Raw genomic sequence first — 20,627 nt, 5'->3', positions numbered from 1 at the left:
GCTCCCCGAGGGGGGCCAAGCCATGAAGGAGGACCGCCATGCGTCACGGCGTTTCGGGACGTAAGTTCAGCAAGACCAGCAGCCACCGCAAGGCCATGTTCTCGAACATGGCGAACGCGGTGATCAAGCACGAGCAGATCTCCACCACCCTGCCGAAGGCGAAGGACCTGCGTCCGATCGTCGACAAGCTGATCACGCTCGGCAAGAAGGGTGGCCTGGCCAACCGTCGTCTGGCTTTCGCCCAGCTGCGCGACAACGAGACGGTCACCAAGCTGTTCACCGTTCTGGCGGACCGCTACAAGGACCGTCAGGGTGGCTACAGCCGCGTCCTGAAGGCCGGCTTCCGCTATGGCGATGCCGCCGACATGGCCGTGTTCGAGCTGGTCGACCGCGATGTCTCCGCCAAGGGCCAGAACTCCGGCCCGACGCAGGACGTCGCCGAGGCCGAAGGCGAGACCGCCGAGTAACATGACCGGGCATCGCGCCGGTCTTCTGCCCCGTGCGGCATCGGGTCTCAGGACCCCGTGTTGCGCAGGACGGAACCGCCGATATCGGTGATATATTAGACCCTTCCTTCGGGCCACCCCCCGAAGGAAGGGTTTTCTCTTATGTGGCCGGTCGAATGTTGCGTTCCCTTTACACGCGCCTCCAGCGCCTCTCCGCCCGCGACGATGCCGTTTGGTGGATGTCGGCGATCTCCTTCGCCGAAAGCTCCTTCTTCCCGTTGCCGCCGGACGTGATGCTGGTGCCGATGTGCCTGGAGAAGCCCAAGAAGCTGTGGTTCTACACCAACATCTGCGCGCTGGCGTCGCTGCTGGGCGGGCTGCTGGGCTATGCGCTGGGCTTCTATCTGTTCGAGAGCGTCGGACGGATGATCATCGACTTCTACAATGCGCAGGAGTCGTTCCAGCATTTCCAGGAGATGTTCGCCGAGTTCGGCCCCTGGTTCCTGATCCTGAAGGGGGTCACGCCGATTCCCTACAAGCTGCTGACGATCACCGCCGGCTTCGCGCATCTCGACCTGACGGTCTTCATCCTCTGTTCGATCGTGGCGCGCTTTTCCCGGTTCTACATGATCGCCATCCTGCTGCACTTCTACGGGCCGCAGGTCCAGCAGATCATCGAAAAGCGCCTGATGCTGGTGGCCACCGTCCTTCTGGTCGTGGTGGTCGGCGGCCTGCTCAGCTTCAAGTTCGTCTAGAGTGTGGTCGCTTCAAGCGGAACCGCTTGAAGCGTGAATCACACGGAAAACTCGGATCAGTCCGGCATGCCCTGGTCCTGGCGGTTGCGCCGGGACGGGGGCAGGGCGTCGCGGTCGGCACGGTCACGGCGCACGATCATGACGATAGCGACCGCCACGAACAGCCCGCCCAACATGGGGATGATCATCTCCCCCATGCCGATGTTGGGCAGGGCCAGCGCGCGCGAGGCCAGCATGACGAGACCAAGGACCAGCAGCGCCAGCAGCAGCCGCAGGGAGCGGTGGCGCGGCGGGTTGCGTGTTGATCTGCCGTCCGATTCCGGTGTCATTTCAGTCATTCCCTTCTTGATGCGGTTGTCGGCATAGTGGGGACCGAACGGGGGATGGTCCAGAGGGGTGTGGCATTCCGCCATGCCCGCGGCCGTCCTCACAACAAGAAGAATAGGAGCCGTCGTGGCTATGTTCCGTCCGGTACGTCTCATCGCCCCGCTGGTGGCCGTCGCCCTGCTCGGCTTGTCGGCCTGCGCCGACCGTCCGTCCGACCGTCCGGCCGCTTCGGGCCCGGCGCCCACCGTCACCGTTGTGCCCGGCCCGTCGACTCCGCGCGGCGGCGCCGACGACCAGTCGCTGCGCCTGGACAACGGCACCGGTGCCGACGTCGGCGCCTCTTGCCAGGCCCAGTGCGAGCGCAGCCACAATGTGTGCATGGACTCGGTGGCCGCGCGCAATCAGGGCGGCATCGACCGCACCGATTCGACCCCCTTCAGCCCGACCGACAACTGCAGCTTCCAGCTGAAGCAGTGCTATCAGCGCTGCGGCGCGGCGCGCTGAGGCACCGGCCATGGCGAAACGCGGCGAGTCGGGCGGTGATGCCGGCCTGTTCGAGTCGGCGGCACCCCGCCCGCTCGCCGACCGGCTGCGCCCGCGCACGCTGGACGAGGTGGTCGGCCAGGACCATCTGCTGAAGCCGGACGGTCCGCTCGGCCGCATGGTCGCGGCGCGGCGGCTGGCCTCCATGATCCTGTGGGGGCCGCCCGGCTGCGGCAAGACCACCATCGCCCGCCTGCTGGCTCACAGCACCGACCTGCATTTCGAACCGCTGTCGGCGGTGTTTTCCGGCGTCGCCGACCTGCGCAAGGTCTTCGACGCCGCGCGTGCCCGGCGGGTGGCGGGGCAGGGGACCCTGCTGTTCATCGACGAGATCCACCGCTTCAACCGCTCGCAGCAGGACGGCTTTCTGCCCTTCGTCGAGGACGGCACCGTCACCCTGGTCGGCGCCACCACCGAGAATCCGTCCTTCGAGCTGAACGCCGCCTTGCTGTCGCGGGCGCAGGTGTTCGTGCTGAACCGGCTGGACGATGCGGCACTGGAAAAGCTGCTGTCGCGGGCGGAGGCGGAAATGGGCCGGCCCCTGCCGCTGGATGCCGATGCGCGCGCAGCGGTGAAGGCGATGGCCGACGGCGACGGCCGCTTCTGCCTGAATCTGTGCGAGGAACTGTTCGCGCTGCCCGGCGAGACGGTGCTGGACACCAACGCGCTCGCCGCCACCATACAGCGCCGAGCCCCGCTGTACGACAAGTCGCAGGAAGGGCATTACAACCTCATCAGCGCCTTGCACAAGTCGTTGCGCGGGTCGGACACCGACGCGGCGCTCTATTGGTACAGCCGCATGCTGGACGGCGGCGAGGATCCCCGCTACATCGCCCGCCGGCTGACCCGCTTCGCGGTCGAGGACGTGGGGCTTGCCGACCCCAACGCCCTGACCCAGGCCATCGCGGCGTGGGAGGCCTATGAGCGGCTGGGCAGCCCGGAAGGCGAACTGGCGCTGGCGCAACTGGTCATCTATCTGGGGACGGCGCCGAAGTCGAACGCCGGCTATACCGCCTACAAGGCGTCGGTGCGCGCGGCGAAGGAGACGGGCTCCCTGATGCCGCCCAAGCATATCCTGAACGCGCCGACCAAGCTGATGAAGACCATCGGCTACGGCAAGGGCTACGAATACGACCATGACACGGCGGAGGGTTTCTCCGGCCAGAACTACTTTCCCGAAGGCATGGCTCGGCGCGAGTTCTACCAGCCGGTGGAGCGGGGGTTCGAGCGCGACCTGCGCAAGCGGCTGGACTACTGGGCCAAGCTGCGCGAGCGGCGGGGGGAGGAGTAGTCAGACCCCCACCTAACCTCCCCCGCTGAGCGGGGGAGGGACTGCCGCCACTCTCTTGCATCAGCACTTGTTCCCTCCCCCGCCCAGCGGGGGAGGGTTAGGGTGGGGGCAATAACCTCACCAAAGCAGCATTTCTTACGCCGCCATCCCACCCGACGGCGCCGCAGCGATCAGGCGGTAGTGGCTGGTGTCGGCCAGGACCGAGCAGCTCAGGGTCTTGGACACGCCGTCGTCTTCGGTGCTGACGACGCGGGCGTGGGGGATACCCAGCAGGTTGACCGTCGCCGTCACCCGCCAACCGCGGCCGCCGGCCGTGCCGACCGGTTGGAAAACCTGCCCGATCTGGACATGCTTCTTGCTCATGACGGATAAACCCTTGGACGGCCGCCCGCGCCCCATGATGGGGGCGGGTCGGCCTGTTGCACAAAACTCAACCCACAGTTAATCGCAGCAACGAGTCGCGATCAACAGGGAAACCGCGGTTTTTCCATCCCGTGCGATGACACGGGTATGATTGTCACGGACAAGCGCCCGTTCAGCAGCCCGACTTGGGCAGTGCCTCGATCTTCTCCAGCACGGCGTTGACGGTGAAATCGCCATAGTCGATCTGCATGGACTCGGCGATGCCGTTCTCCAGCAGGCGCAGGCTCATCTCATATTCCGGCTGCGCCGAATCGCTCTGCACGGGGAAGAAGGCCATGCGGACCGGCCAGGATTTGCCCACCTTCAGCAGTGGATCCTTGCCAGCTTCCTTCGGCGCGCCCGGCTTGCCGGCGACGGTCGACACCTCCGTCGGTCCCTCGGCATCCGATCCGTCGAAGATGGTGCGGGTGAAGAAGGGTTCGTTCCGCTCGGCATGGTCGAGGATCGCCAGCGTGTGGGCGGTCGGGAACATGGTGCCGGCCGGCAGTTCCATCTCCTGCGGTTCCGGCTTGGTGAACTGGGCGGTGCCGGCGCCGTCGGCCTGCAGGTTGGCCTCGCCGCGTACTTCCTCGTCCAGTTCGCCGTTCACCAGCTTGCGGACGTTGAAGCGGTAGCGCAGACCGTTCTTCGCCTCCCACGTCGTGTAGTTGGTGTTCATCGCCATGTCGTCGCCCTCGCTGTAGACGAAGCGCAGCTGGAAGCGCTGCTCCGTCGTCCAGCCGTCGCAGGCGTCGGCCCATTCGAACATCATGCGGCCACGGACGTCGCTGACCTTCGAGCCGTTGCGTGCCGATCCCAGCGACATGGCGTAGATCGCCCGATGCGGCTGGATCTTGGCCGCGACCGCCGCCATCGAGGTGGCGGCCGGCTGTGCCAGGACGGGAGTGGCCGCGAGGAGCGCACCGGCGGTGACGGTGGCGGCGAGGACCGTGCCGACGGTCGCCGGCAGGGCAGAGAGACGGTCGAGCAAGACGGGATCCACAGGTGATTGACGGCTCTGGGTGAAGTATGGGTGTTTTTGCCGCGGTCCGAAAGAGCCGCCACCCTTGATTCCTAATCAATGGAAGGGAACAGCCGGAATGACAAGCCCTGCCGAGACCCCGCTGGACGCCGCCGCCCGTCCGGTGGTGCTGCTGACCCGCCGCCTTCCCGACGCGGTGGAGGCGCGGGCGTCGCGCGATTACCGGGCGGTCCTCAACCCCGAAGACCGGGCGTTCAGCGGGACGGAGATCGCCGCCCGCGCCGCTGAGGCGGGGGCCGACGCCGTTCTGTGCTGTGCCGGCGACCGGCTCGACGCCGCCGCCATCGCCGCCCTGCCGAAGCGGGTGCGGGTGCTTGCCACCTTCTCCGTCGGGACCGACCACATCAATCTGGAGGCGGCACGCGCCCGCGGCCTGACCGTCACCAACACGCCCGACGTGCTGACCGACGCCACCGCCGACATCGCGCTGCTTCTCCTGCTGGGTGCCGCGCGCCGGGCGTCGGAGGGGGAGCGGATGATCCGGGCGAATGCCTGGACCGGCTGGACCCCGACCCAGCTGATGGGAACCCATGTCGGGGCCAAGCGGCTGGGAATCGTCGGTATGGGCCGCATCGGCCAAGCGGTGGCGGCCCGCGCCCGCGCCTTCGGCATGGCGATCCACTACAGCAACCGCCGCCGCCTGCCCCCGGAACTGGAATTGGGCGCCACCTATCATGCCGACCCGGAGGAGATGCTGGCGGTCTGCGATGTGCTGTCGCTCCACTTCCCCGCCACGGCGGAAACCCGGCATTGGCTGAACGCCGAGCGGATCGGGCGGCTGCCGCCGGGGGCCATCCTGGTCAACACCGCGCGCGGCAGCGTGGTGGACGACGAGGCGGTGATCGCCGCGCTGAAGGAGGGACGGCTGGCGGCGGCCGGGCTCGACGTGTTCGACAACGAGCCGAACCTGCATCCCGGCTATCGCGACCTGTCCAACGCCTTCCTGCTTCCGCATCTGGGCAGCGCCACGGTGGAGACGCGCAACGCCATGGGCTTCAAGGCGCTGGACAACATCGACGCGGTGATGGCCGGCCGTCCGGCGCCCGACCGGGTGGTGTGAACCGACCCCGGACGGGGGCCGGCGAAGGCTGCCCGGCAGGGATTTCCTGCCACTAAAGGGCGGCGATGGGCAGAAGATGCCGGCCGGGTGGGAAAGACGCTCCATACCCGGCCGGTGATCGGCAGGCACTTTTCGCCGCCGATCGATAAAATGCTTGGTATCTGCGGGGTGCGTGGGATTGGCACGGCGGTTGCTTGTATGAGGTCGAAGTGTTCCGACCTTCATCAGAGGAGCCGACCCCATGAACGCCATCGTCGCCGCCCTGGACCTGAAGCATCATGCCTCCGACCGTTTCGACGTGCCGGTGGGCTGGTCGCCGGTCGCGCTGGCCTCGCGCGTCGGGCTTCTGCGGGGGACCGAGCGCCAGACGCTGGACGAGACGATCGCGCTGCTCTCCGAGGCAAAGGAGACGATCGCCGAGTTGCAGGAGCGCATCGCCTACCTCGAAAGCCTGACGATGACGGACGAGCTGACCGGTCTGTTGAACCGGCGCGGCTTCTACAGCCACTTCCGCCGCGAGCTGGCATCCGCCCGCCGCAGCGGGTCCGCCGGCGGACTGCTGGTCATGATCGACCTGGACGGGTTCAAGGCGATCAACGACACCCACGGCCATGTCGCCGGCGACGCCTATCTGCGGCAGGTCGCGCGCATGATCGTCGGCAATGTCCGCCAGGAGGATGTGGTCGCCCGGCTGGGCGGCGACGAGTTCGCCGTGCTGCTGACCAACACCGACACCGCCAGCGGCCTCGTCCGCGCCCGCCAGCTGGCGGCCATCGCCGACGCCACCCATGTGGAATGGGGCGGGCACAGCCTGCCGGTCCGCTTCTCCGTCGGCACCCAGCCCTATGGTGCCGAGGACAGCGAGGACGAGGTGATGCGCCGCGCCGACGCCATGATGTACGGCGCCAAGGGTGCCCGCCGCCGCGACGCCAAGCGCAAGTGCGACACCAGGCGGAAGACCAGGCAGGCCGCCTGAGACGCGGCACCCGTCCCCACGATCGCCCGCACATAACCGCCCGCGCCCGCCGCGGGCGGTTTTTCCTGTTCGGACAGGGCGATGGGCAGTGTCAGGGGTGACGTCCATTGGTTGGGTAACGACTATTTAACCGTCGCGACCTAATCAGAAAGGGGGTATACCGGAGTGCGATGCCGCACGGGTACCCGCCGCCCGATGGTCGAATGGCGGGCGCAACCGGGTATCGGATGGCGTGAAGGCGGGGGCCAGACCCAGGGGAGGATGCATGTCAGCGGAGCCGGGCGGTCCAACCTTGGCCGGTGGTAAGCCGACGAAGACCGTCCTCATCGTCGAGGACAACGAGCTGAACATGAAGCTCTTTCATGACCTGCTCGAAGCGCACGGCTACGACACGCTGCAGACCCGCGACGGCATGGATGCGATGCGGCTGGCCCGTCTGCACCGCCCCGACCTGATCCTGATGGACATCCAGCTGCCCGAGGTGTCGGGGCTTGAGGTCACCCGCTGGATCAAGGACGATCCGGACCTGAAGTCGATTCCCGTCGTGGCCGTCACCGCCTTCGCGATGAAGGGTGACGAGGAAAAAATTCGTCAGGGCGGCTGCGAGGATTACGTGGCGAAGCCCATCTCGGTCGTGAAGTTCCTCGAAACCGTCAAGAAGTTTCTTGGGTAAGTCGGTTTTCTCTGTAGCAATTCTGCAGGAATTTGCCTTCCAATGTCCGCGCGTGTCCTTGTCGTCGATGACGTTCTGCCCAATGTGAAGCTGCTCGCGGCGAAGCTGACGCGCGAGTACTTCAATGTGCTGACGGCGTACAACGGGCCGGACGCGCTGGAGATGGTGCGGCGGGAATCGCCGGACATCGTCCTGCTGGACGTGATGATGCCGGGCATGGACGGGTTCGAGGTGTGCGAGAAGATCCGCTCCGACCCCGCCACCATGCACATCCCCGTCGTGATGGTGACGGCGCTGTCCGACATTGCCGACCGCGTGCGCGGGCTTGAGGCCGGGGCCGATGATTTCCTGACCAAGCCGGTGAACGACATCGCGCTGTTCGCGCGCGTGCGCTCGCTGGTCCGCCTGAAGATGATGATGGACGAATGGCGCCTGCGCGAAAGCACGTCCGGCCAGTTCGGCGTCATCGAACGCAGCGGCACCATGCTGAGCGAATCCTTCGAGCATGCCACCGTGTTGGTGCTGGAGGATTCCATGCTCGACCTGGAGAAGGTGACGGAGACCCTGCGGCGCGACCACAACACGGTGATGTCGGCCGACACCTGCGCCAAGGCGCTGGAACGCGCGCTGGGAAGTGAGCTGGACCTCGTGGTGGTCAGCCTGACCCTGCTGAACGAGGACGGGCTGCGGCTCTGTTCGCAGCTGCGCTCGCACGAACGGACGCGGCAGGTGCCGATCCTGCTGATGGTGGACGAGGGCGACCTGGGGCAGGTGGCCAAGGGGCTGGAACTCGGCGCCAACGACTACGTCGTCAAGCCGGTCGACCGGAACGAGTTGCTGGCCCGCGCCCGCACCCAGATCCGGCGCAAGCGCTACCAGGAACGGCTGCGCTCCAATTACGAGCAGAGCCTGTCGATGGCGCTGACCGACAGCCTGACGGGCGTTTTCAACCGCCGATACGTCAACGCCCATCTGCCGCGGCTGCTGGAACGCGCCATCGACAGCCACAAGCCGGTGTCGGTGCTGATGTTCGACATCGACCACTTCAAGGTCGTCAACGACAGCTACGGCCATGCCATCGGCGATGAGGTGTTGCGCGAGGTGTCGGCGCGCGCCAGCCGCAACCTGCGCACCTTCGACCTCGTCGCCCGGCTGGGCGGCGAGGAATTCGTCGTCATCCTGCCGGACACCGACGGGGAAGCCGCGCTGATCGTCGCCGAACGCCTGCGCTCGCGCATCGCCGACACCCCTTTCGCCGTATCGGCCGACCGCGGCGAGATCAACGTGACCGTCTCTATCGGCATCTCCATCGGCGGTCGGCTGGGCGACACGGCCGAGGGACTGATCAGACGCGCCGACGAGGCGCTGTACGAGGCGAAGCGGTCGGGCCGCAACTGCGTCATCGCCGACGCGCGCGCCGATCGAGTGGAGGGATAGGGCGGGGCGGAACTGCCCGGCCCTTGCCGTCCGTGCTGCGCCGCACCATTTGGCAAAGCCGTTCCTTCCTCCGCCGCCTCCACCACCATCTACGGGGTCCCGATGTTCGCCACCGCCAGCGGCGCCATCACCCATCTGGGCAGCAGCAGCCTTCTCGTCCCGCTTTCCGCCCTCTACGCCACCGCCCTCTGGCGGCACCATTCGGCACCGCTGGCGCTGCGCTGGCTGCTGGCGCTGTCGCTCTGCCTCGGTGTCATGGTGGTGCTGAAGCTGGTGGGGCACGGCTGCGGCCTGCCTGATTTTCCACTGTTCCCCTCGCTGTTCGCCGGCGACCGTTTCGTCAGCCCCAGCGGTCATGCCGCCTTCGCCGCCGTCTTCTACGGTTCCGTGGCTGCACTGGCCGCGCGCGACGCCCGATCCGTCTGGCTCAGGATCGGCCTGCCGCTGGCGGCGGTGGCCCTGGTGCTGGCCATCGGCGCGTCCCGTGTCGCGGTGTCGGCCCATTCGGGGGCGGAGGTGGTGGCCGGTCTGCTGATCGGCAGCCTGTCGGTCCTGCTGTTCCTGTGGACCAGCCGGAAGGACGGCGCGCCGCGCCTGCGCATCTCGCCCTGGCTGCTGGGGGCTCTCGCGCTCGGGCTCGCCCTGCTGGTCCATGCCGGCGACCCCTCCTTCGTTGAGGGAACCATCCGCCGCGTGGCATACCATTTCGGCAGCGGCGCCGGACTGTGCGAACTGGCCGGCCGGGTCTTCCCGGGCGCCCGCGGATAAGCCACCAATCGGGATGAAGCCGGCGGCGTCCTGTGGTATGACGGGCGGTCGCGCATGACCCGGAGGTTCGAGCCCCCGGAAGCCCGGCACCCCCGCAAGCGTGAGCCAGGGGGTTGCGTCCCGCGGCGCAAGGTCCTATACCGACGCCCCGTTTCCGTTCCGTTCCGGCCAGGTCACTTCCGCACCGCATGTCGCTATTCGATGCCCTGCCGCGTGGCCCTTCGGGTGGCGCCGCCGTCCCCTTCGCCCAGGAGGACCTGACGCGCGTCTTCGATGCCAAGACGCTGCAACGCGGTCGCACGCTGATGATGACCGGTGCGGTGACGCTGGGGCCCCCCGGCGGCGACCGGATCAAGGCGGAGGTCAGCGACCTCGGCCGCCGGCTGGGGGTGACGGTGTACCCGGTGCAGGGCAAGCGCGGCGTCGTGCTCGACCGCAGCTGCACCTGCGGCCGCAACGCCTGCGCCCACATGGCGGCGGCGGCGATGCTGGCGCTGGAAAGCCGCCCGGAATGGCGCCGCGCCTCCTTGTTCGACGTCGCCGACGTGAATGCGCCGATTGCGCCACCCCCGATCCCATCCCCGGTGACCGCGCCGGCAAGCCTCTCGCCGGCCCCGCAACCGAAGCCGCCCGCGGCCCCACCGGCGCCCCCACCGGCGCCCCCCGCGCCGAAGCCCCCGCTGTCGCTGGTCCGCCCGCCGGTCCCGCCGCCGATCCGCACCATCGCGCCTCCTCCCCCTCCGCCGGCCGCGCCGAAGCCGGAGCCGGTACGCAGCCTGCGCTGGACGCTGGAGCCGGGGCAGGGCGATGTCGCCTGCTACATCCTGGCGGAGTTCGTGGCGGAGGGATCGGCCGACAGCAGCCCGGCCACTCCGCGCGACGTGCTGGCGAAGGCGCCGCGCTCGCTCGACGGTGACGCCGACCGTGCCATCGCCCGGCTGCTCGGCGGCGGCGGGACCGAGCGCACGCCCGTCGCCAAGAGCCGGGGGGAGGCGGTGGACCGCCTGCTGCGCCGCCTGCTCTCCACCGGGCGACTGCGCTGGCGCGACGGCACTCCGCTGGCCGAGGCGCCGGGCCGCACCGTCCGCACCTTCCGCGATCCCGCCACCCGCAAGCTGCGCCCGACCGGCCTGCCCGAACGCAGCGTGCTGGTGAAGGGCCAGTCCTATTGGTGCGTCGACAGCGCCACCGGCACCGTCTTCCCGGTCGATCTCCAGGTGGTGGAGGTGCCGAAGGCCAAGCCGGTGCCGCCCGCTCCCGTCCCGCCGCCGGTTCCATCCAAAGCGACGCCGTCCCGCCTGTTCGGCCCGTCGCGCGGCGGTGTCGCGTCGATGCCGCGCATCACCGCGCCGCCGCCGATGCCGGGTTCCAACTTCCGCGACACCGGCATTCCCGGCGTGCGCAGCGGCGCTGCCGATGCCGCGGCCATCGTCGAGCGGTCGCCGCGCATCATCGCGCGGCTGGGCCGCGTGGTGACGCCGGCCGACGGGCTGGTCGATGTGCTGCGGCTGTCCTTCGATTACGGCGAGCCCGGCCGGCCGGTGGAGATCGAGCCCGACGACCAGCGCCAGTTCGCCCGCTACGAGGACGACTTCGGCGACGTCACCTTCGTCCGCCGCGACAAGGCCGACGAACAGGCGGCGCTGGACCGGCTGTCCGGCCTCGGCTTCGCCCAGGCGCGGATCGAGCCGCCGAAGGGCGCGCTCAACGCCCGCGGGTCGCGCGTCCACTGGCTGACCGGCCGCGACGTGGAGGAGCGCTGGCAGCATTTCCTCACCACCGAGGTCCCGGCCCTGACCAAGGCCGGCTGGGTCATGGAGGTCGGCGCCGATTTCGGCACCAAGGTGATCGAACCGGGGGCCGAGGTCGAGGTCGCGGTGAGGGATGCCGGCGACGGCTGGTTCGACCTGGACGTCGGCGTCGAGATCGACGGCGAGCGCCAGCCGCTGCTGCCCATCCTGGCCCGGCTGGTGGAGAAGGGCGGCCTGTCGACCACCCGCATCATCGACGGCCGCGCCCACATCGTTCTCGACGACGGCAACGTCCTGGCCCTGCCGGCCGAGCGCATCGAGAGGCTGCTCAGCGTTCTGGAAGCGATGCTGGACAGCGGGCGCAGCAGCGGCGACCGGCTGAAGGTGCCGCTGGCCGAGGCCGACTCCCTGCTGGACATCGACGACCTGATCGCCCGGCGCGGCGACGAGACGGCGCAGATCGACGGCTATCTCCAGCGCCTGCGCGCCGACGAGATGCCGGGCGACATGACACCGCCGCCGGGCTTCAAGGGCGAACTGCGCGACTACCAGCGCGGCGGCCTCGCCTGGATGCAGAGCCTGCGCGCCAACAACGTCGCCGGCATCCTGGCCGACGACATGGGGCTGGGCAAGACCGCCCAGACGCTGGCCCACATCGCCATGGAGGAGCATGAGGGCCGGCTGACCGAGCCCTGCATGGTGGTGGTGCCGACCAGCCTCGTGCCGAACTGGGTGGCGGAATCGGAACGCTTCACGCCGCATCTGCGGGTGGTGGTGCTGCATGGCGTCGACCGTCACGGCAAGCTGGCCGACATCGGCCGTGCCCACATCGTCGTGACCACCTATGGCGTGGTGGCGCGCGACATCGACCTGCTGAAGCGGCTGACCTGGCACATGATCGTGCTGGACGAGGCGCAGGCGATCAAGAACCCGGACGGCAAGGCGACCCGCGCGGTTGCGGCGCTGCCGGCACGGCACCGGCTCTGCCTGTCCGGCACGCCAGTGGAGAACAATCTGGGCGAGCTGTGGAGCCAGTTCGCCTTCCTGATGCCGGGGCTGCTGGGCGACCGCAAGGATTTCGGCAAGCGCTATCGCGTGCCCATCGAAAAGCGCGGCGACAACACCCGCGCCAACCTGCTGATGCGCCGCATCCGCCCCTTCCTGCTCCGCCGCACCAAGGAGGCGGTGGCGAAGGAGCTGCCGCCGAAGACCGAGGTGGTGGTGCGCATCGACCTCGACCGCGACCAGCGCGACCTGTACGAGACCATCCGCCTGTCGGTGAACGAGACGGTGCGCGCGGCGCTGGCCGCAAGCGGCAAGGGGCTGGGTCAGAACGCCATCGCGGTGATCGACGCGCTGCTGAAGCTGCGTCAGGTCTGCTGCGATCCGCGCCTGCTGAAATCGCTGGGCGGGGTCGGCGGCGGCGCAGGCGGCGGCAAGGGGCGCCACAGCGCCAAGCTGGCCGCCCTGACCGAGATGGTGAAGGAGATGGTGCCGGAAGGCCGGCGCATCCTGATCTTCTCGCAGTTCACGACCATGCTCGACCTGATCAAGCTGGAGCTGGAGAAGGCGGCGGTTCCCTATGTCGAGCTGACCGGCCGCACGCTGGACCGCGCCGAGCCGGTGAACCGCTTCCAAGCCCGCGAGGTCCCGGTCTTCCTGATCAGCCTGAAGGCCGGCGGCCGCGGCCTGAACCTGACCGCCGCCGACACGGTGATCCATTACGATCCCTGGTGGAACCCGGCCGCGGAGGATCAGGCGACCGACCGCGCCTATCGCATCGGCCAGGACAAGCCGGTCTTCGTCTACAAGCTGATCGCCGCCAACACGGTGGAGGAACGCATCCTCGACCTCCAGCGCCGCAAGGGCAGCCTGTCGGCCGCCACCATCGAAGGCAAGGGGCTGGTCAGCGCGCTCGATGGCGGCGACATCGACTATCTGCTTGGCGACGGGGAGGAGGATTAGGCGTCAGCGCGACCGTGACTGGCCGATATCCGGCTGAGTGCGGCTGTGCAACAGTGTACGCCGCGCCGGCCGGCATGTTATCGGCCGTGTAGCCCGTCATTGTGCGCGATGTGTTTGGGGAGTGTCATGGCCTCGATTCAGGAAGCCTTGCGGGTCGCCGTCGACCACCACGGGGCCGGGCGGCTGCGGGAGGCGGAAATCCTCTATGGCCGCATCCTCGACGCCGCTCCCGAAACCCATGCCGCATCCCATCTGCTGGGCATGCTGCTGGCGCAGACCGGCCGCCTGCAGGACGCGGCGTCGCGTATCGCCGCGGCGGTTCGCGCCCAGCCGGACATTGCCGATTACCACCGCGATCTCGCCAAGGTCCATCAGGCGCTCGGGCTGCCGGCGGACGCCATGGTCGGCCAGCGCCGTGCCGCCGCCCTGCGGCCCGACGATGCGGCGGCCCTGGCTCTCCTCGGCGTGGCGGCGCAGATGACGGGCGACACCGGCGCCGCCATCGATGCGCTGGACCGGGCGCTGACGCTCGACCCGCGCGACGGCGAAACCCGGAAACGGTTGGGACTGTTGCTGGAGTTGCGCGGCCTCGACCATCTGGAGCGGCGGCGGGCGGAGCTGGCGGTTGCCGATCTGTCGCGCCTGCCCGCTTTGGAACCGCCGACGGCGGAGCGGCTGTTCCAACTCGGCAACGCCTTGTCACGCGCCGGGCGGCCCGGCGATGCGCTGGCCCGTTACCGGCAGTCGCTGGCGCTGCAACCCGGCCATGTCGGGGCGGTCTTCAACCTTGGCGTCGTCACCCGGCAGGCGGCCGGCCTGGATCTGGAGGCGCTGGAGCAGGCGGCGACGTTTCTGGCCCGGGCGGTGGCGCTGGCGCCCGATTTCCTCGACGCCCGCGAGAACCTCGCCATCACTCTCTTCCAGTCCTACCGGGAGGAGGAGGCGCTGGTGCAGGGTAGCCGGCTCCTCGCGATGAAAGCGCGGATCGCGGCGCAGGAGGGCGCGGCGCTGGCTTTGCCGCCGCTTCGGGACCGCCCGGCCGCTCCGGAGGGGCGCATCCGCGACGTGGTTGCCTTCAGCCTGTGGGGGACGGCCGACATCTACCGCCGTGGTGCGGTGGAGAATGCCCGGCTGGTGCGGTCGGTCTATCCCGGCTGGACCTGCCGGGTTTACCACGACGACAGCGTGCCGCCGGAGATTCTGGCGGAGTTGGACGAACTGGGCGCGGAACGGGTGGCAATGCCGCCCGGCAGCGGCCCGGTCAACGGCCTCTACTGGCGCTTCCTGGCCTCCGACGATCCGACCGTCCGCCGTTTCGTCTGCCGCGATTGCGATTCGCGCGTCGGTCCGCGCGAACGGGCGGCGGTCGAGGCGTGGATCGCCTCCGGCAAGCCCTTCCACGTCATGCGTGACCACCCGCTGCACAGCGAACTGATGCTGGCGGGCATGTGGGGCGGGACCGCCGGCCTTTTGCCGCCTCTGGAACCGCTGATCGAACGCTTCGCTGCGGCGGAGGCCGACCGCTGGCAGGACCAGCGCTTCCTCCGCTCCCACCTGTGGCCGCTGATCGCCGATGCCTGTCTTGTCCATGACAGTCACCAGCCGTACCACGGGGTTTCGTTCCCCGAGCATCCCGGCGACCTGGCGGAGCATGCCGTCGGCCGGCGCGTAGCGTAGGCCGCAACACCGTCCCGGCAATCCTATCCAAGACGGCCGCCGCGCCCGCCTGTTAAACTGCGGCATGGACCAGCACTCCGCATTGATCCGAACCCCGGCCGTCGGCGGCGACTTCGCCCGGCTGTGGCGGGAGGCGCGTTTCGACGGCATGGAATGCCTGAACGCCCGCTTCCAGCGTCACAGCTATGCGCCGCACACCCACGAGACCTATGTGGTCGGCGTCATCACCGCCGGGACCGAACTGTACCGCTGCCGCGGCGCCGAACGGGTGGCGCGGGCGGGGCAGGTGGTGGTGCTCGACCCGGAGGTCCTGCACGACGGCCGGCCGGCGGAGGACGGCTATGCCTATCGCATGTTCTACCCATCGGTCGCCCTGATCGAACAGGCGATGGCCGACGCGGTCGGCCGGCCGGTCGCGCCGCATTTCGCCGCCACCGAACTGGACGATCCGGAGCTGTTCCAGTCCTTGCGCGGCCTGCATCATGGGCTGGAGGGGCCGCATCGCGAACCCTTGCGCACCGACACCGACGCGTTGCGCGCCTTCACCGCGCTGGCCCTGCGCCACGGCGACCTGAGCGCCCGCCCGCGGGAGGTGGGGCGGGAGCCGGCGGCGGTCCGGCGTGCGCGGGAATTTTTGGACGCCCATCTCGACAGCCCGGTCGAACTGGCCGATCTGGCGGCTGCGGCCGGGCTCAGCCGGTTCCACCTGCTGCGCGTCTTCCGGGCGGCGGTGGGGACGACCCCGCATGGCTATCTGACCGACCGGCGGGTTGCGCAAGCCAAGCGGATGCTCATCGGGCCGCTGCCGCTCGCCGACGTGGCGCTGGCCTGCGGCTTTTGCGACCAGGCGCATTTCAACCGGGTGTTCAAGGGGCGGGTCGGCGTCTCCCCCGGTCAATACCGGCGCGGCAGCAATCCCGTCCAAGACGCGTGCGCCTCGGTCGCCTAGCTTGCCGCCCATGAGCAAACATATGGCACACATATGAGTACGGACGGCATCACCATTCCGGCATCCCCGCGGCAGGAGTTCGCGGCGGGTGTCGTCCATTGCCTGCCCATCGTGGCGGGTGCGGTGCCCTTCGGGTTCCTGCTGGGCAGCCTCGCCGCCAAGGCCGGGCTGTCCGCGCTGGACATGGGGCTGATGAGCGCGCTGGTCTTCGCCGGCAGTTCCCAGTTCGTCGCGGTCGAACTGCTGGACAAGAATGGGAGCGGGGGCAGCGCCGGGCTGGCGGTGATCGGCGCGATCCTGCTGGTCAACCTGCGCCACCTGCTGATGGGGGCGACGCTGGAGCCGCGCTTCCGCGGCATCCCGCGCGCGCGGGCCGGTCTGGCGCTGTTCTTCATGACCGACGAGCAATGGGCGCTTGCCCTGCGCCGCGGACCGGAGCTGACGCTGGCCTATTGGTACGGGGTGGCGGCGACGCTGTATCTGGCGTGGCTCGCCAGCACGGTGGCCGGGACGCTGGCCGGGGCGCTGATCGCCGATCCCACCGCCTGGGGGCTGGATTTCACCTTCATCGCCGTCTTCCTCTGCCTGCTCGCCGGATTCTGGCGAGGCGTCGGCTCGCTGCCGCCCTGGCTGGCGAGCGCCGCCGCCGCGCTGGCCGTCCATGCGCTGTCGCCTGGCGGCACCTGGCACATCATCGCCGGTGCGCTGGCCGGCGGGGCAGTGGCGGCTATCCAGGGGAAAAGGAGGGCGCGCGATGCTTGAGTCGCTGCATCTGGATTGGAGCGTCTTCGCCATCGTGCTGGGCGGGGCGCTGGTCACCTGGATGACCCGGATCGGCGGGCCGTGGCTGGTGGCGCGGGTGCGGCTCGGCCCGGCGGCCAATGCGGCGCTGGAAGCCACGCCGGGCGCGGTGCTGGTGGCGCTGGTGGCGCCCGCCGCCCTGTCGCGGCCGTCCGACGCGCTGGCCGCCGCCTTCGTCTGCCTGATCGCCCGCCGTGTGCCGATGGTGGTGGCGGTGGCGGCCGGCGTGGCCGCCGTCGTGCTGCTGCGCCGCCTGCTGTAGCAACTGTTGCAAACTGCCGTCTGGTGAAGTGCGCGGGGGATGCCTATAAGTCGGGGATGACCGACCCGATCCACGCCGCTTCCGCGCCCGCATCCAACCCGGCTGCTTTCGACCCGCACGCCCTGCCGCCGCTGCGCGACGTGATCGCGCGCTTCGGGCTGGAGGCGCGCAAGTCGCTGGGGCAGAACTTCCTGCTCGACCTGAACCTGACGGGGCGGATCGCGCGCTCGGCCAACCTGCCGGCCGGCACCACCGCCATCGAGGTCGGTCCCGGTCCCGGCGGGCTGACCCGCGCGCTGCTGGCGACAAACGCGGTGAAGGTCATCGCCATCGAACGCGACCGCCGCTTCATCGAGGCGCTGCAGGACGTGATCGAGGCGTCCCAGGGCCGCTTGAGTATCGTCGAGGCCGACGCCCTGACGGTGGACCCGGAAGACCTCGCCCCCGCGCCGCGCGCCATCGTTGCCAACCTGCCCTACAATGTCGCAACCCCGCTTCTGCTCGGCTGGCTGGCGCGGATCGAGGCCTATGTCAGCCTGACGCTGATGTTCCAGAAGGAGGTCGCCGACCGGCTGGTGGCGAAACCGGGCAGCAAGGCCTATGGCCGGCTGTCGGTCATCACCCAATGGCGTTCCGACGCCCGCGTGCTGTTCAACCTGCCGCCGCGCGCCTTCACCCCGCCGCCGAAGGTCGAGTCGACGGTCGTCCACCTGACCCCGCGGGCCAACCCGGAGCCGGCGGACTGGCGCGCGCTGGAACAGGTCACCGCCGCCGCCTTCGGCCAGCGCCGCAAGATGCTGCGCCAGAGCCTGAAGTCGCTGGGCAATGCCGAAGCCCTGCTGGAGGAGACCGGCCTCGCCCCGACCGCGCGGGCGGAGGAGATCGACGTCGCCGGCTTCGCCGCACTCGCCCGTGCCTTCCGTGCCCGCCATCCTCTGGAGCCACCGTCGGAGAAGCCGACATGATCCGGGTTACCCCCCGCATCAGCCTGGACGAAAACGAGCTGCAGGAGGAATTCGTCCGCGCCTCCGGCCCCGGCGGCCAGCATGTCAACAAGACGGAGTCGGCGGTCCAACTGCGCTTCGACGTGCGGCGCTCGCCCAATTTGCCCGATCCGGTGCGCTACCGGCTGGAGCGGCTCGCCGGGTCCCGCCTGACCCAGGACGGCGTGCTGATCCTGGTCGCCGACCGCCACCGCTCGCAAATCCGCAACCGGGAAGACGCCCGCGAGCGCCTGATCGACCTGATCCGCGATGCCGCCGCCCCGCCGCCGCCGCCCCGCCGTCCGACCAAGCCGACCAAGGGCTCCAAGGAGCGGCGGCTGGAAGGCAAGGCCAAGCGGTCGGAGGTGAAGAAGATGCGCGGGAACGTTAACGACTGAGCGTTCCCGATCAGAGCGCCATCTTCATTTCGACATCGTCATAGTCGACCCGCAATCCGTCCTGGTCGTCGATCAATCCGGCCTCGACCAATGCGGTCACGTCCATATGGACATTGCGATAGTCGCGGCCCAGCGCACCGGCCAGCGCCCGGATGCTGGCGGTGGGATTGCGGTGCAGATACCGAAGGATTTCCAGCCGCTTCGGCGTCAGGATCCGGGCCATTCCCTCAAAGGATTCGAAGGTGATGTGGTGTTCCCGGACGGTCTCCCCCGCTTCATGGCGGCGGAGCGCATCCTTGATCGCAGCCGCCTCTGCCTGGAGATCGACACCGATGTGGATCTGAAGCGTCGTCATAATCTTCCCTCTCTGACTGCGGCGACATCGGTGAAGAACTCGTCGATCAACTGCTCGATGGTCTCGAACCGAACCGGCAATTCCTGACCACGGACGTGCTTGTGGTCGCCCTTTCCCTTCTCGTTGTCGTACCCGACGATCCGCTCGCCGTGCCTGCCGAAGAACAGGCTGTATTTGTACCGGTGTTCCGACGGCGGCACCGGAGCCGCAACCGACCAGACCCGTACCTGGACGATGCTACCGTCGTCGTAGATAGTCTTGCGGGAAAGGAGGAGCGCGGCTTTACGCATGCTTCAATATAGGCGACATCCTGCGATGTGGTGAAGTCACATATGGCGGATTCTCACATCAGGCGGCTCGCTGCTGAACATGCGTGCTGGGAAACCGTCCTCTGATTCAGGCAGACATGCCCGCCATGAGGCAGGCGCATTGGACGGCTCAACCATCCCGTGCCAGCCTTTGCCCTTCGCTTGCCCGTGAAACATTCCCCCGTGAGGACAAATCCGGGGCCGGAGACGTTCGATGAGTCATCCATCCGCCAGCGCCGCCCTGCCGTCGCCGACCTCGGCCCGTCTGTCGGTCGGCTTCGCCTGGGTCGGGCACACGCTGATGCACATCGTGTCGGCGCTGTTCCTGACCATCGTGCTGGCGCTGGAAACCGAATGGAAGCTCTCCTATGACGAACTGATCCGGCTGTGGACGCTGGGGGCCTTCATGATCGGGCTGGGGGCGCCGCTGGCCGGCTGGCTGGGCGACCGCTGGAGTTCGGCCGGCATGATGGCGGTCTTTTACCTGATGACCGGCGGCGGGGCGGTGATGGCGGGCCTGTCGGATGGGCCGGAGATGCTGATGTGGTCGCTGGCCCTGCTGGGGCTGGGGGCATCGATCTACCACCCCGTCGGCATGGCCTGGATGATGGCGAATGCCGAGAATCGCGGCAAGGCGATGGGCTGGCTCGGCCTGTTCGGCACCTTCGGCGTCGCCACCGCCGCCATCGTCGCCGGTAGTCTGACGGAGTGGCTGAACTGGCGCATGGCCTTCATCATCCCCGGCGCCATCTGCCTCGTGATGGGTGCCGCCCTGGCCCTGCTGATCATGAGCGGCATCGTCCAGGACCGCCATGCCGACGTGAAGCCGCAGCCCAAGCCGTCGCGCGGCGACGTGGTGCGCGCCTTCTTCGTGCTGTCGCTGACCATGGTCTGCGCCGGGCTGATCTTCAACGCCATGCAGGTCGTGCTGCCCAAGCTGTTCGAGGCGCGGCTGGGCGGCTGGCTCGGCAGCGGAACGCTGGGGGTCGGCGGGCTGGTGACGGCGGTCTACCTGATCGCGGCCCTGCCGCAGATGATCGGCGGCGTGCTGGCCGACCGCCATTCGCTGAAGCGCGTCTATATGCTCTGCCTGCTGGTCCAGATCCCGATGATGGCCGCGGTTTCCGTCCTGGCCGACCTGCCGCTGGTGGCCGCGGCCGCGATGGTCGTCATCGCCTCGCAGACGCAGATCCCGGCGGAGAACATGCTGCTGGCGCGCTACACCCCGGACAAGCATCGCGGGTTGGCCTTCGGCGCCAAATACATCCTGTCCTTCGGCGCCGGTCCGCTGGCGGTTCAACTGGTTGCCTGGGTCTATGAGCGCACCGGCGAGTTCACCATGCTCTACCTGACCCTGTCGGCGCTGGCGGCCCTAGCCTTCGCCGCCGCCCTGCTGCTGCCCGACGACCGCCGCAAGGCCGAACCGGTGGCGGCCCCCTTGCCGGCGGCGGAGTGAAG

The 20,627-nt window shown here is 68.8% G+C and carries 22 protein-coding genes; 17 read left to right on the top strand and 5 right to left on the bottom strand.

The features are described 5' to 3' along the window. Positions 1 to 38 precede the first annotated feature (38 nt). Both rplQ and FZ983_RS01950 read left to right on the top strand, forming a co-directional pair. A complete protein-coding gene (gene rplQ, locus FZ983_RS01955; RefSeq protein ID WP_149221947.1) occupies positions 39 to 467 on the top strand; it encodes a 50S ribosomal protein L17 in 429 nt (142 codons plus the stop codon). A 155-nt stretch (positions 468 to 622) separates the two neighbouring features. Beyond that, a complete protein-coding gene (locus FZ983_RS01950; protein WP_149221946.1) occupies positions 623 to 1,201 on the top strand; it encodes a VTT domain-containing protein in 579 nt (192 codons plus the stop codon). 56 nt (positions 1,202 to 1,257) lie between these two features. Here the strand turns inward: FZ983_RS01950 and FZ983_RS01945 are convergent, their stop codons facing one another. After that, positions 1,258 to 1,530, bottom strand: coding sequence for a hypothetical protein (locus FZ983_RS01945; protein WP_149221945.1), 273 nt, complete (start codon positions 1,528 to 1,530; stop codon positions 1,258 to 1,260). Positions 1,531 to 1,654: 124 nt separating this feature from the next. On the opposite strand from FZ983_RS01945, the gene FZ983_RS33950 reads away from it, so the two are divergent. Both FZ983_RS33950 and FZ983_RS01935 read left to right on the top strand, forming a co-directional pair. Beyond that, positions 1,655 to 2,032 carry a hypothetical protein gene (locus FZ983_RS33950; protein ID WP_188092226.1) on the top strand — a complete coding sequence of 126 codons (378 nt, stop codon included), beginning with the start codon at positions 1,655 to 1,657 and terminating at the stop codon, positions 2,030 to 2,032. 10 nt (positions 2,033 to 2,042) lie between these two features. After that, positions 2,043 to 3,362: a replication-associated recombination protein A gene (locus FZ983_RS01935; protein WP_149221944.1), complete on the top strand. Its 1,320-nt coding sequence runs from the start codon at positions 2,043 to 2,045 to the stop codon at positions 3,360 to 3,362. Between the two features lie 135 nt (positions 3,363 to 3,497). Here FZ983_RS01935 and FZ983_RS01930 read toward each other — a convergent pair whose 3' ends face one another. Continuing rightward, positions 3,498 to 3,725, bottom strand: a complete 228-nt coding sequence (locus tag FZ983_RS01930; RefSeq protein WP_149221943.1) for a hypothetical protein — start codon at positions 3,723 to 3,725, stop codon at positions 3,498 to 3,500. 172 nt (positions 3,726 to 3,897) lie between these two features. Next, positions 3,898 to 4,755, bottom strand: a complete 858-nt coding sequence (locus FZ983_RS01925; protein WP_149221942.1) for a cell envelope integrity EipB family protein — start codon at positions 4,753 to 4,755, stop codon at positions 3,898 to 3,900. A 109-nt stretch (positions 4,756 to 4,864) separates the two neighbouring features. Between FZ983_RS01925 and FZ983_RS01920 the strand changes: the two genes are divergently transcribed. The 12 genes from FZ983_RS01920 (at position 4,865) to arfB (ending at position 18,506) form a co-directional block, all read left to right on the top strand. Next, on the top strand, positions 4,865 to 5,866 hold the full coding sequence (locus tag FZ983_RS01920; protein WP_149221941.1) for a D-glycerate dehydrogenase: 1,002 nt from the start codon (positions 4,865 to 4,867) through the stop codon (positions 5,864 to 5,866). A gap of 241 nt (positions 5,867 to 6,107) precedes the next feature. Beyond that, positions 6,108 to 6,842: a GGDEF domain-containing protein gene (locus FZ983_RS01915; RefSeq protein ID WP_149221940.1), complete on the top strand. Its 735-nt coding sequence runs from the start codon at positions 6,108 to 6,110 to the stop codon at positions 6,840 to 6,842. Between the two features lie 265 nt (positions 6,843 to 7,107). Then, positions 7,108 to 7,515 carry a response regulator gene (locus tag FZ983_RS01910; protein WP_149221939.1) on the top strand — a complete coding sequence of 136 codons (408 nt, stop codon included), beginning with the start codon at positions 7,108 to 7,110 and terminating at the stop codon, positions 7,513 to 7,515. 42 nt (positions 7,516 to 7,557) lie between these two features. Continuing rightward, entirely contained in the window at positions 7,558 to 8,952 is a 1,395-nt protein-coding gene (locus tag FZ983_RS01905) for a PleD family two-component system response regulator (RefSeq protein WP_149221938.1), read from the top strand. A gap of 102 nt (positions 8,953 to 9,054) precedes the next feature. Continuing rightward, positions 9,055 to 9,720: a phosphatase PAP2 family protein gene (locus FZ983_RS01900; protein ID WP_149221937.1), complete on the top strand. Its 666-nt coding sequence runs from the start codon at positions 9,055 to 9,057 to the stop codon at positions 9,718 to 9,720. Between the two features lie 188 nt (positions 9,721 to 9,908). After that, positions 9,909 to 13,436, top strand: a complete 3,528-nt coding sequence (locus FZ983_RS01895) for a DEAD/DEAH box helicase (protein WP_149221936.1) — start codon at positions 9,909 to 9,911, stop codon at positions 13,434 to 13,436. Between the two features lie 126 nt (positions 13,437 to 13,562). Further along, positions 13,563 to 15,113: a tetratricopeptide repeat protein gene (locus tag FZ983_RS01890; protein ID WP_188092225.1), complete on the top strand. Its 1,551-nt coding sequence runs from the start codon at positions 13,563 to 13,565 to the stop codon at positions 15,111 to 15,113. Positions 15,114 to 15,195: 82 nt separating this feature from the next. Next, entirely contained in the window at positions 15,196 to 16,062 is an 867-nt protein-coding gene (locus tag FZ983_RS01885) for an AraC family transcriptional regulator (RefSeq protein WP_247883531.1), read from the top strand. A gap of 33 nt (positions 16,063 to 16,095) precedes the next feature. Next, positions 16,096 to 16,824 (top strand): AzlC family ABC transporter permease, encoded by a 729-nt coding sequence (locus FZ983_RS01880; RefSeq protein WP_149221933.1) that lies wholly within the window; start codon positions 16,096 to 16,098, stop codon positions 16,822 to 16,824. Next, a complete protein-coding gene (locus FZ983_RS01875) occupies positions 16,817 to 17,125 on the top strand; it encodes an AzlD domain-containing protein (protein ID WP_149221932.1) in 309 nt (102 codons plus the stop codon). The genes FZ983_RS01880 and FZ983_RS01875 overlap by 8 nt, the downstream gene beginning before the upstream one ends. A 56-nt stretch (positions 17,126 to 17,181) precedes the next feature. Beyond that, on the top strand, positions 17,182 to 18,090 hold the full coding sequence (gene rsmA / locus FZ983_RS01870) for a 16S rRNA (adenine(1518)-N(6)/adenine(1519)-N(6))-dimethyltransferase RsmA (RefSeq protein ID WP_149221931.1): 909 nt from the start codon (positions 17,182 to 17,184) through the stop codon (positions 18,088 to 18,090). Then, positions 18,087 to 18,506, top strand: a complete 420-nt coding sequence (gene arfB, locus FZ983_RS01865; protein ID WP_149221930.1) for an alternative ribosome rescue aminoacyl-tRNA hydrolase ArfB — start codon at positions 18,087 to 18,089, stop codon at positions 18,504 to 18,506. The genes rsmA and arfB overlap by 4 nt, the downstream gene beginning before the upstream one ends. Positions 18,507 to 18,516: 10 nt before the next feature. Here the strand turns inward: arfB and FZ983_RS01860 are convergent, their stop codons facing one another. Both FZ983_RS01860 and FZ983_RS01855 read right to left on the bottom strand, forming a co-directional pair. Continuing rightward, positions 18,517 to 18,861: a winged helix-turn-helix transcriptional regulator gene (locus tag FZ983_RS01860; RefSeq protein WP_149221929.1), complete on the bottom strand. Its 345-nt coding sequence runs from the start codon at positions 18,859 to 18,861 to the stop codon at positions 18,517 to 18,519. After that, entirely contained in the window at positions 18,858 to 19,151 is a 294-nt protein-coding gene (locus FZ983_RS01855; protein ID WP_149221928.1) for a DUF6516 family protein, read from the bottom strand. Before FZ983_RS01855 ends, FZ983_RS01860 begins: the two co-directional genes overlap by 4 nt. Positions 19,152 to 19,383: 232 nt before the next feature. Between FZ983_RS01855 and FZ983_RS01850 the strand changes: the two genes are divergently transcribed. Continuing rightward, entirely contained in the window at positions 19,384 to 20,625 is a 1,242-nt protein-coding gene (locus tag FZ983_RS01850) for an MFS transporter (RefSeq protein ID WP_149221927.1), read from the top strand. Positions 20,626 to 20,627 lie beyond the last annotated feature (2 nt).

Origin of the sequence: Azospirillum sp. B21, assembly GCF_008364825.1 — a bacterium.
Classification (GTDB): domain Bacteria; phylum Pseudomonadota; class Alphaproteobacteria; order Azospirillales; family Azospirillaceae; genus Azospirillum.
Note: the sequence above shows the minus strand (reverse complement) of the source record. Positions and strands in the feature narration are given on the sequence as shown.

Coding starts and splice junctions, on each gene's coding strand:
- FZ983_RS01890 (WP_188092225.1), top strand. CDS start 13,563: ATGGCCTCGATTCAGGAAGCCTTGCGGGTCGCCGTCGACCACCACGGG.
- FZ983_RS01855 (WP_149221928.1), bottom strand. CDS start 19,151: ATGCGTAAAGCCGCGCTCCTCCTTTCCCGCAAGACTATCTACGACGAC.
- FZ983_RS01875 (WP_149221932.1), top strand. CDS start 16,817: ATGCTTGAGTCGCTGCATCTGGATTGGAGCGTCTTCGCCATCGTGCTG.
- FZ983_RS01880 (WP_149221933.1), top strand. CDS start 16,096: ATGAGTACGGACGGCATCACCATTCCGGCATCCCCGCGGCAGGAGTTC.
- FZ983_RS01895 (WP_149221936.1), top strand. CDS start 9,909: ATGTCGCTATTCGATGCCCTGCCGCGTGGCCCTTCGGGTGGCGCCGCC.
- FZ983_RS01915 (WP_149221940.1), top strand. CDS start 6,108: ATGAACGCCATCGTCGCCGCCCTGGACCTGAAGCATCATGCCTCCGAC.
- arfB (WP_149221930.1), top strand. CDS start 18,087: ATGATCCGGGTTACCCCCCGCATCAGCCTGGACGAAAACGAGCTGCAG.
- rplQ (WP_149221947.1), top strand. CDS start 39: ATGCGTCACGGCGTTTCGGGACGTAAGTTCAGCAAGACCAGCAGCCAC.
- FZ983_RS01860 (WP_149221929.1), bottom strand. CDS start 18,861: ATGACGACGCTTCAGATCCACATCGGTGTCGATCTCCAGGCAGAGGCG.
- FZ983_RS01935 (WP_149221944.1), top strand. CDS start 2,043: ATGGCGAAACGCGGCGAGTCGGGCGGTGATGCCGGCCTGTTCGAGTCG.
- rsmA (WP_149221931.1), top strand. CDS start 17,182: ATGACCGACCCGATCCACGCCGCTTCCGCGCCCGCATCCAACCCGGCT.
- FZ983_RS01900 (WP_149221937.1), top strand. CDS start 9,055: ATGTTCGCCACCGCCAGCGGCGCCATCACCCATCTGGGCAGCAGCAGC.
- FZ983_RS01905 (WP_149221938.1), top strand. CDS start 7,558: ATGTCCGCGCGTGTCCTTGTCGTCGATGACGTTCTGCCCAATGTGAAG.
- FZ983_RS01910 (WP_149221939.1), top strand. CDS start 7,108: ATGTCAGCGGAGCCGGGCGGTCCAACCTTGGCCGGTGGTAAGCCGACG.
- FZ983_RS01920 (WP_149221941.1), top strand. CDS start 4,865: ATGACAAGCCCTGCCGAGACCCCGCTGGACGCCGCCGCCCGTCCGGTG.
- FZ983_RS01850 (WP_149221927.1), top strand. CDS start 19,384: ATGAGTCATCCATCCGCCAGCGCCGCCCTGCCGTCGCCGACCTCGGCC.
- FZ983_RS01930 (WP_149221943.1), bottom strand. CDS start 3,725: ATGAGCAAGAAGCATGTCCAGATCGGGCAGGTTTTCCAACCGGTCGGC.
- FZ983_RS01950 (WP_149221946.1), top strand. CDS start 623: ATGTTGCGTTCCCTTTACACGCGCCTCCAGCGCCTCTCCGCCCGCGAC.
- FZ983_RS01945 (WP_149221945.1), bottom strand. CDS start 1,530: ATGACACCGGAATCGGACGGCAGATCAACACGCAACCCGCCGCGCCAC.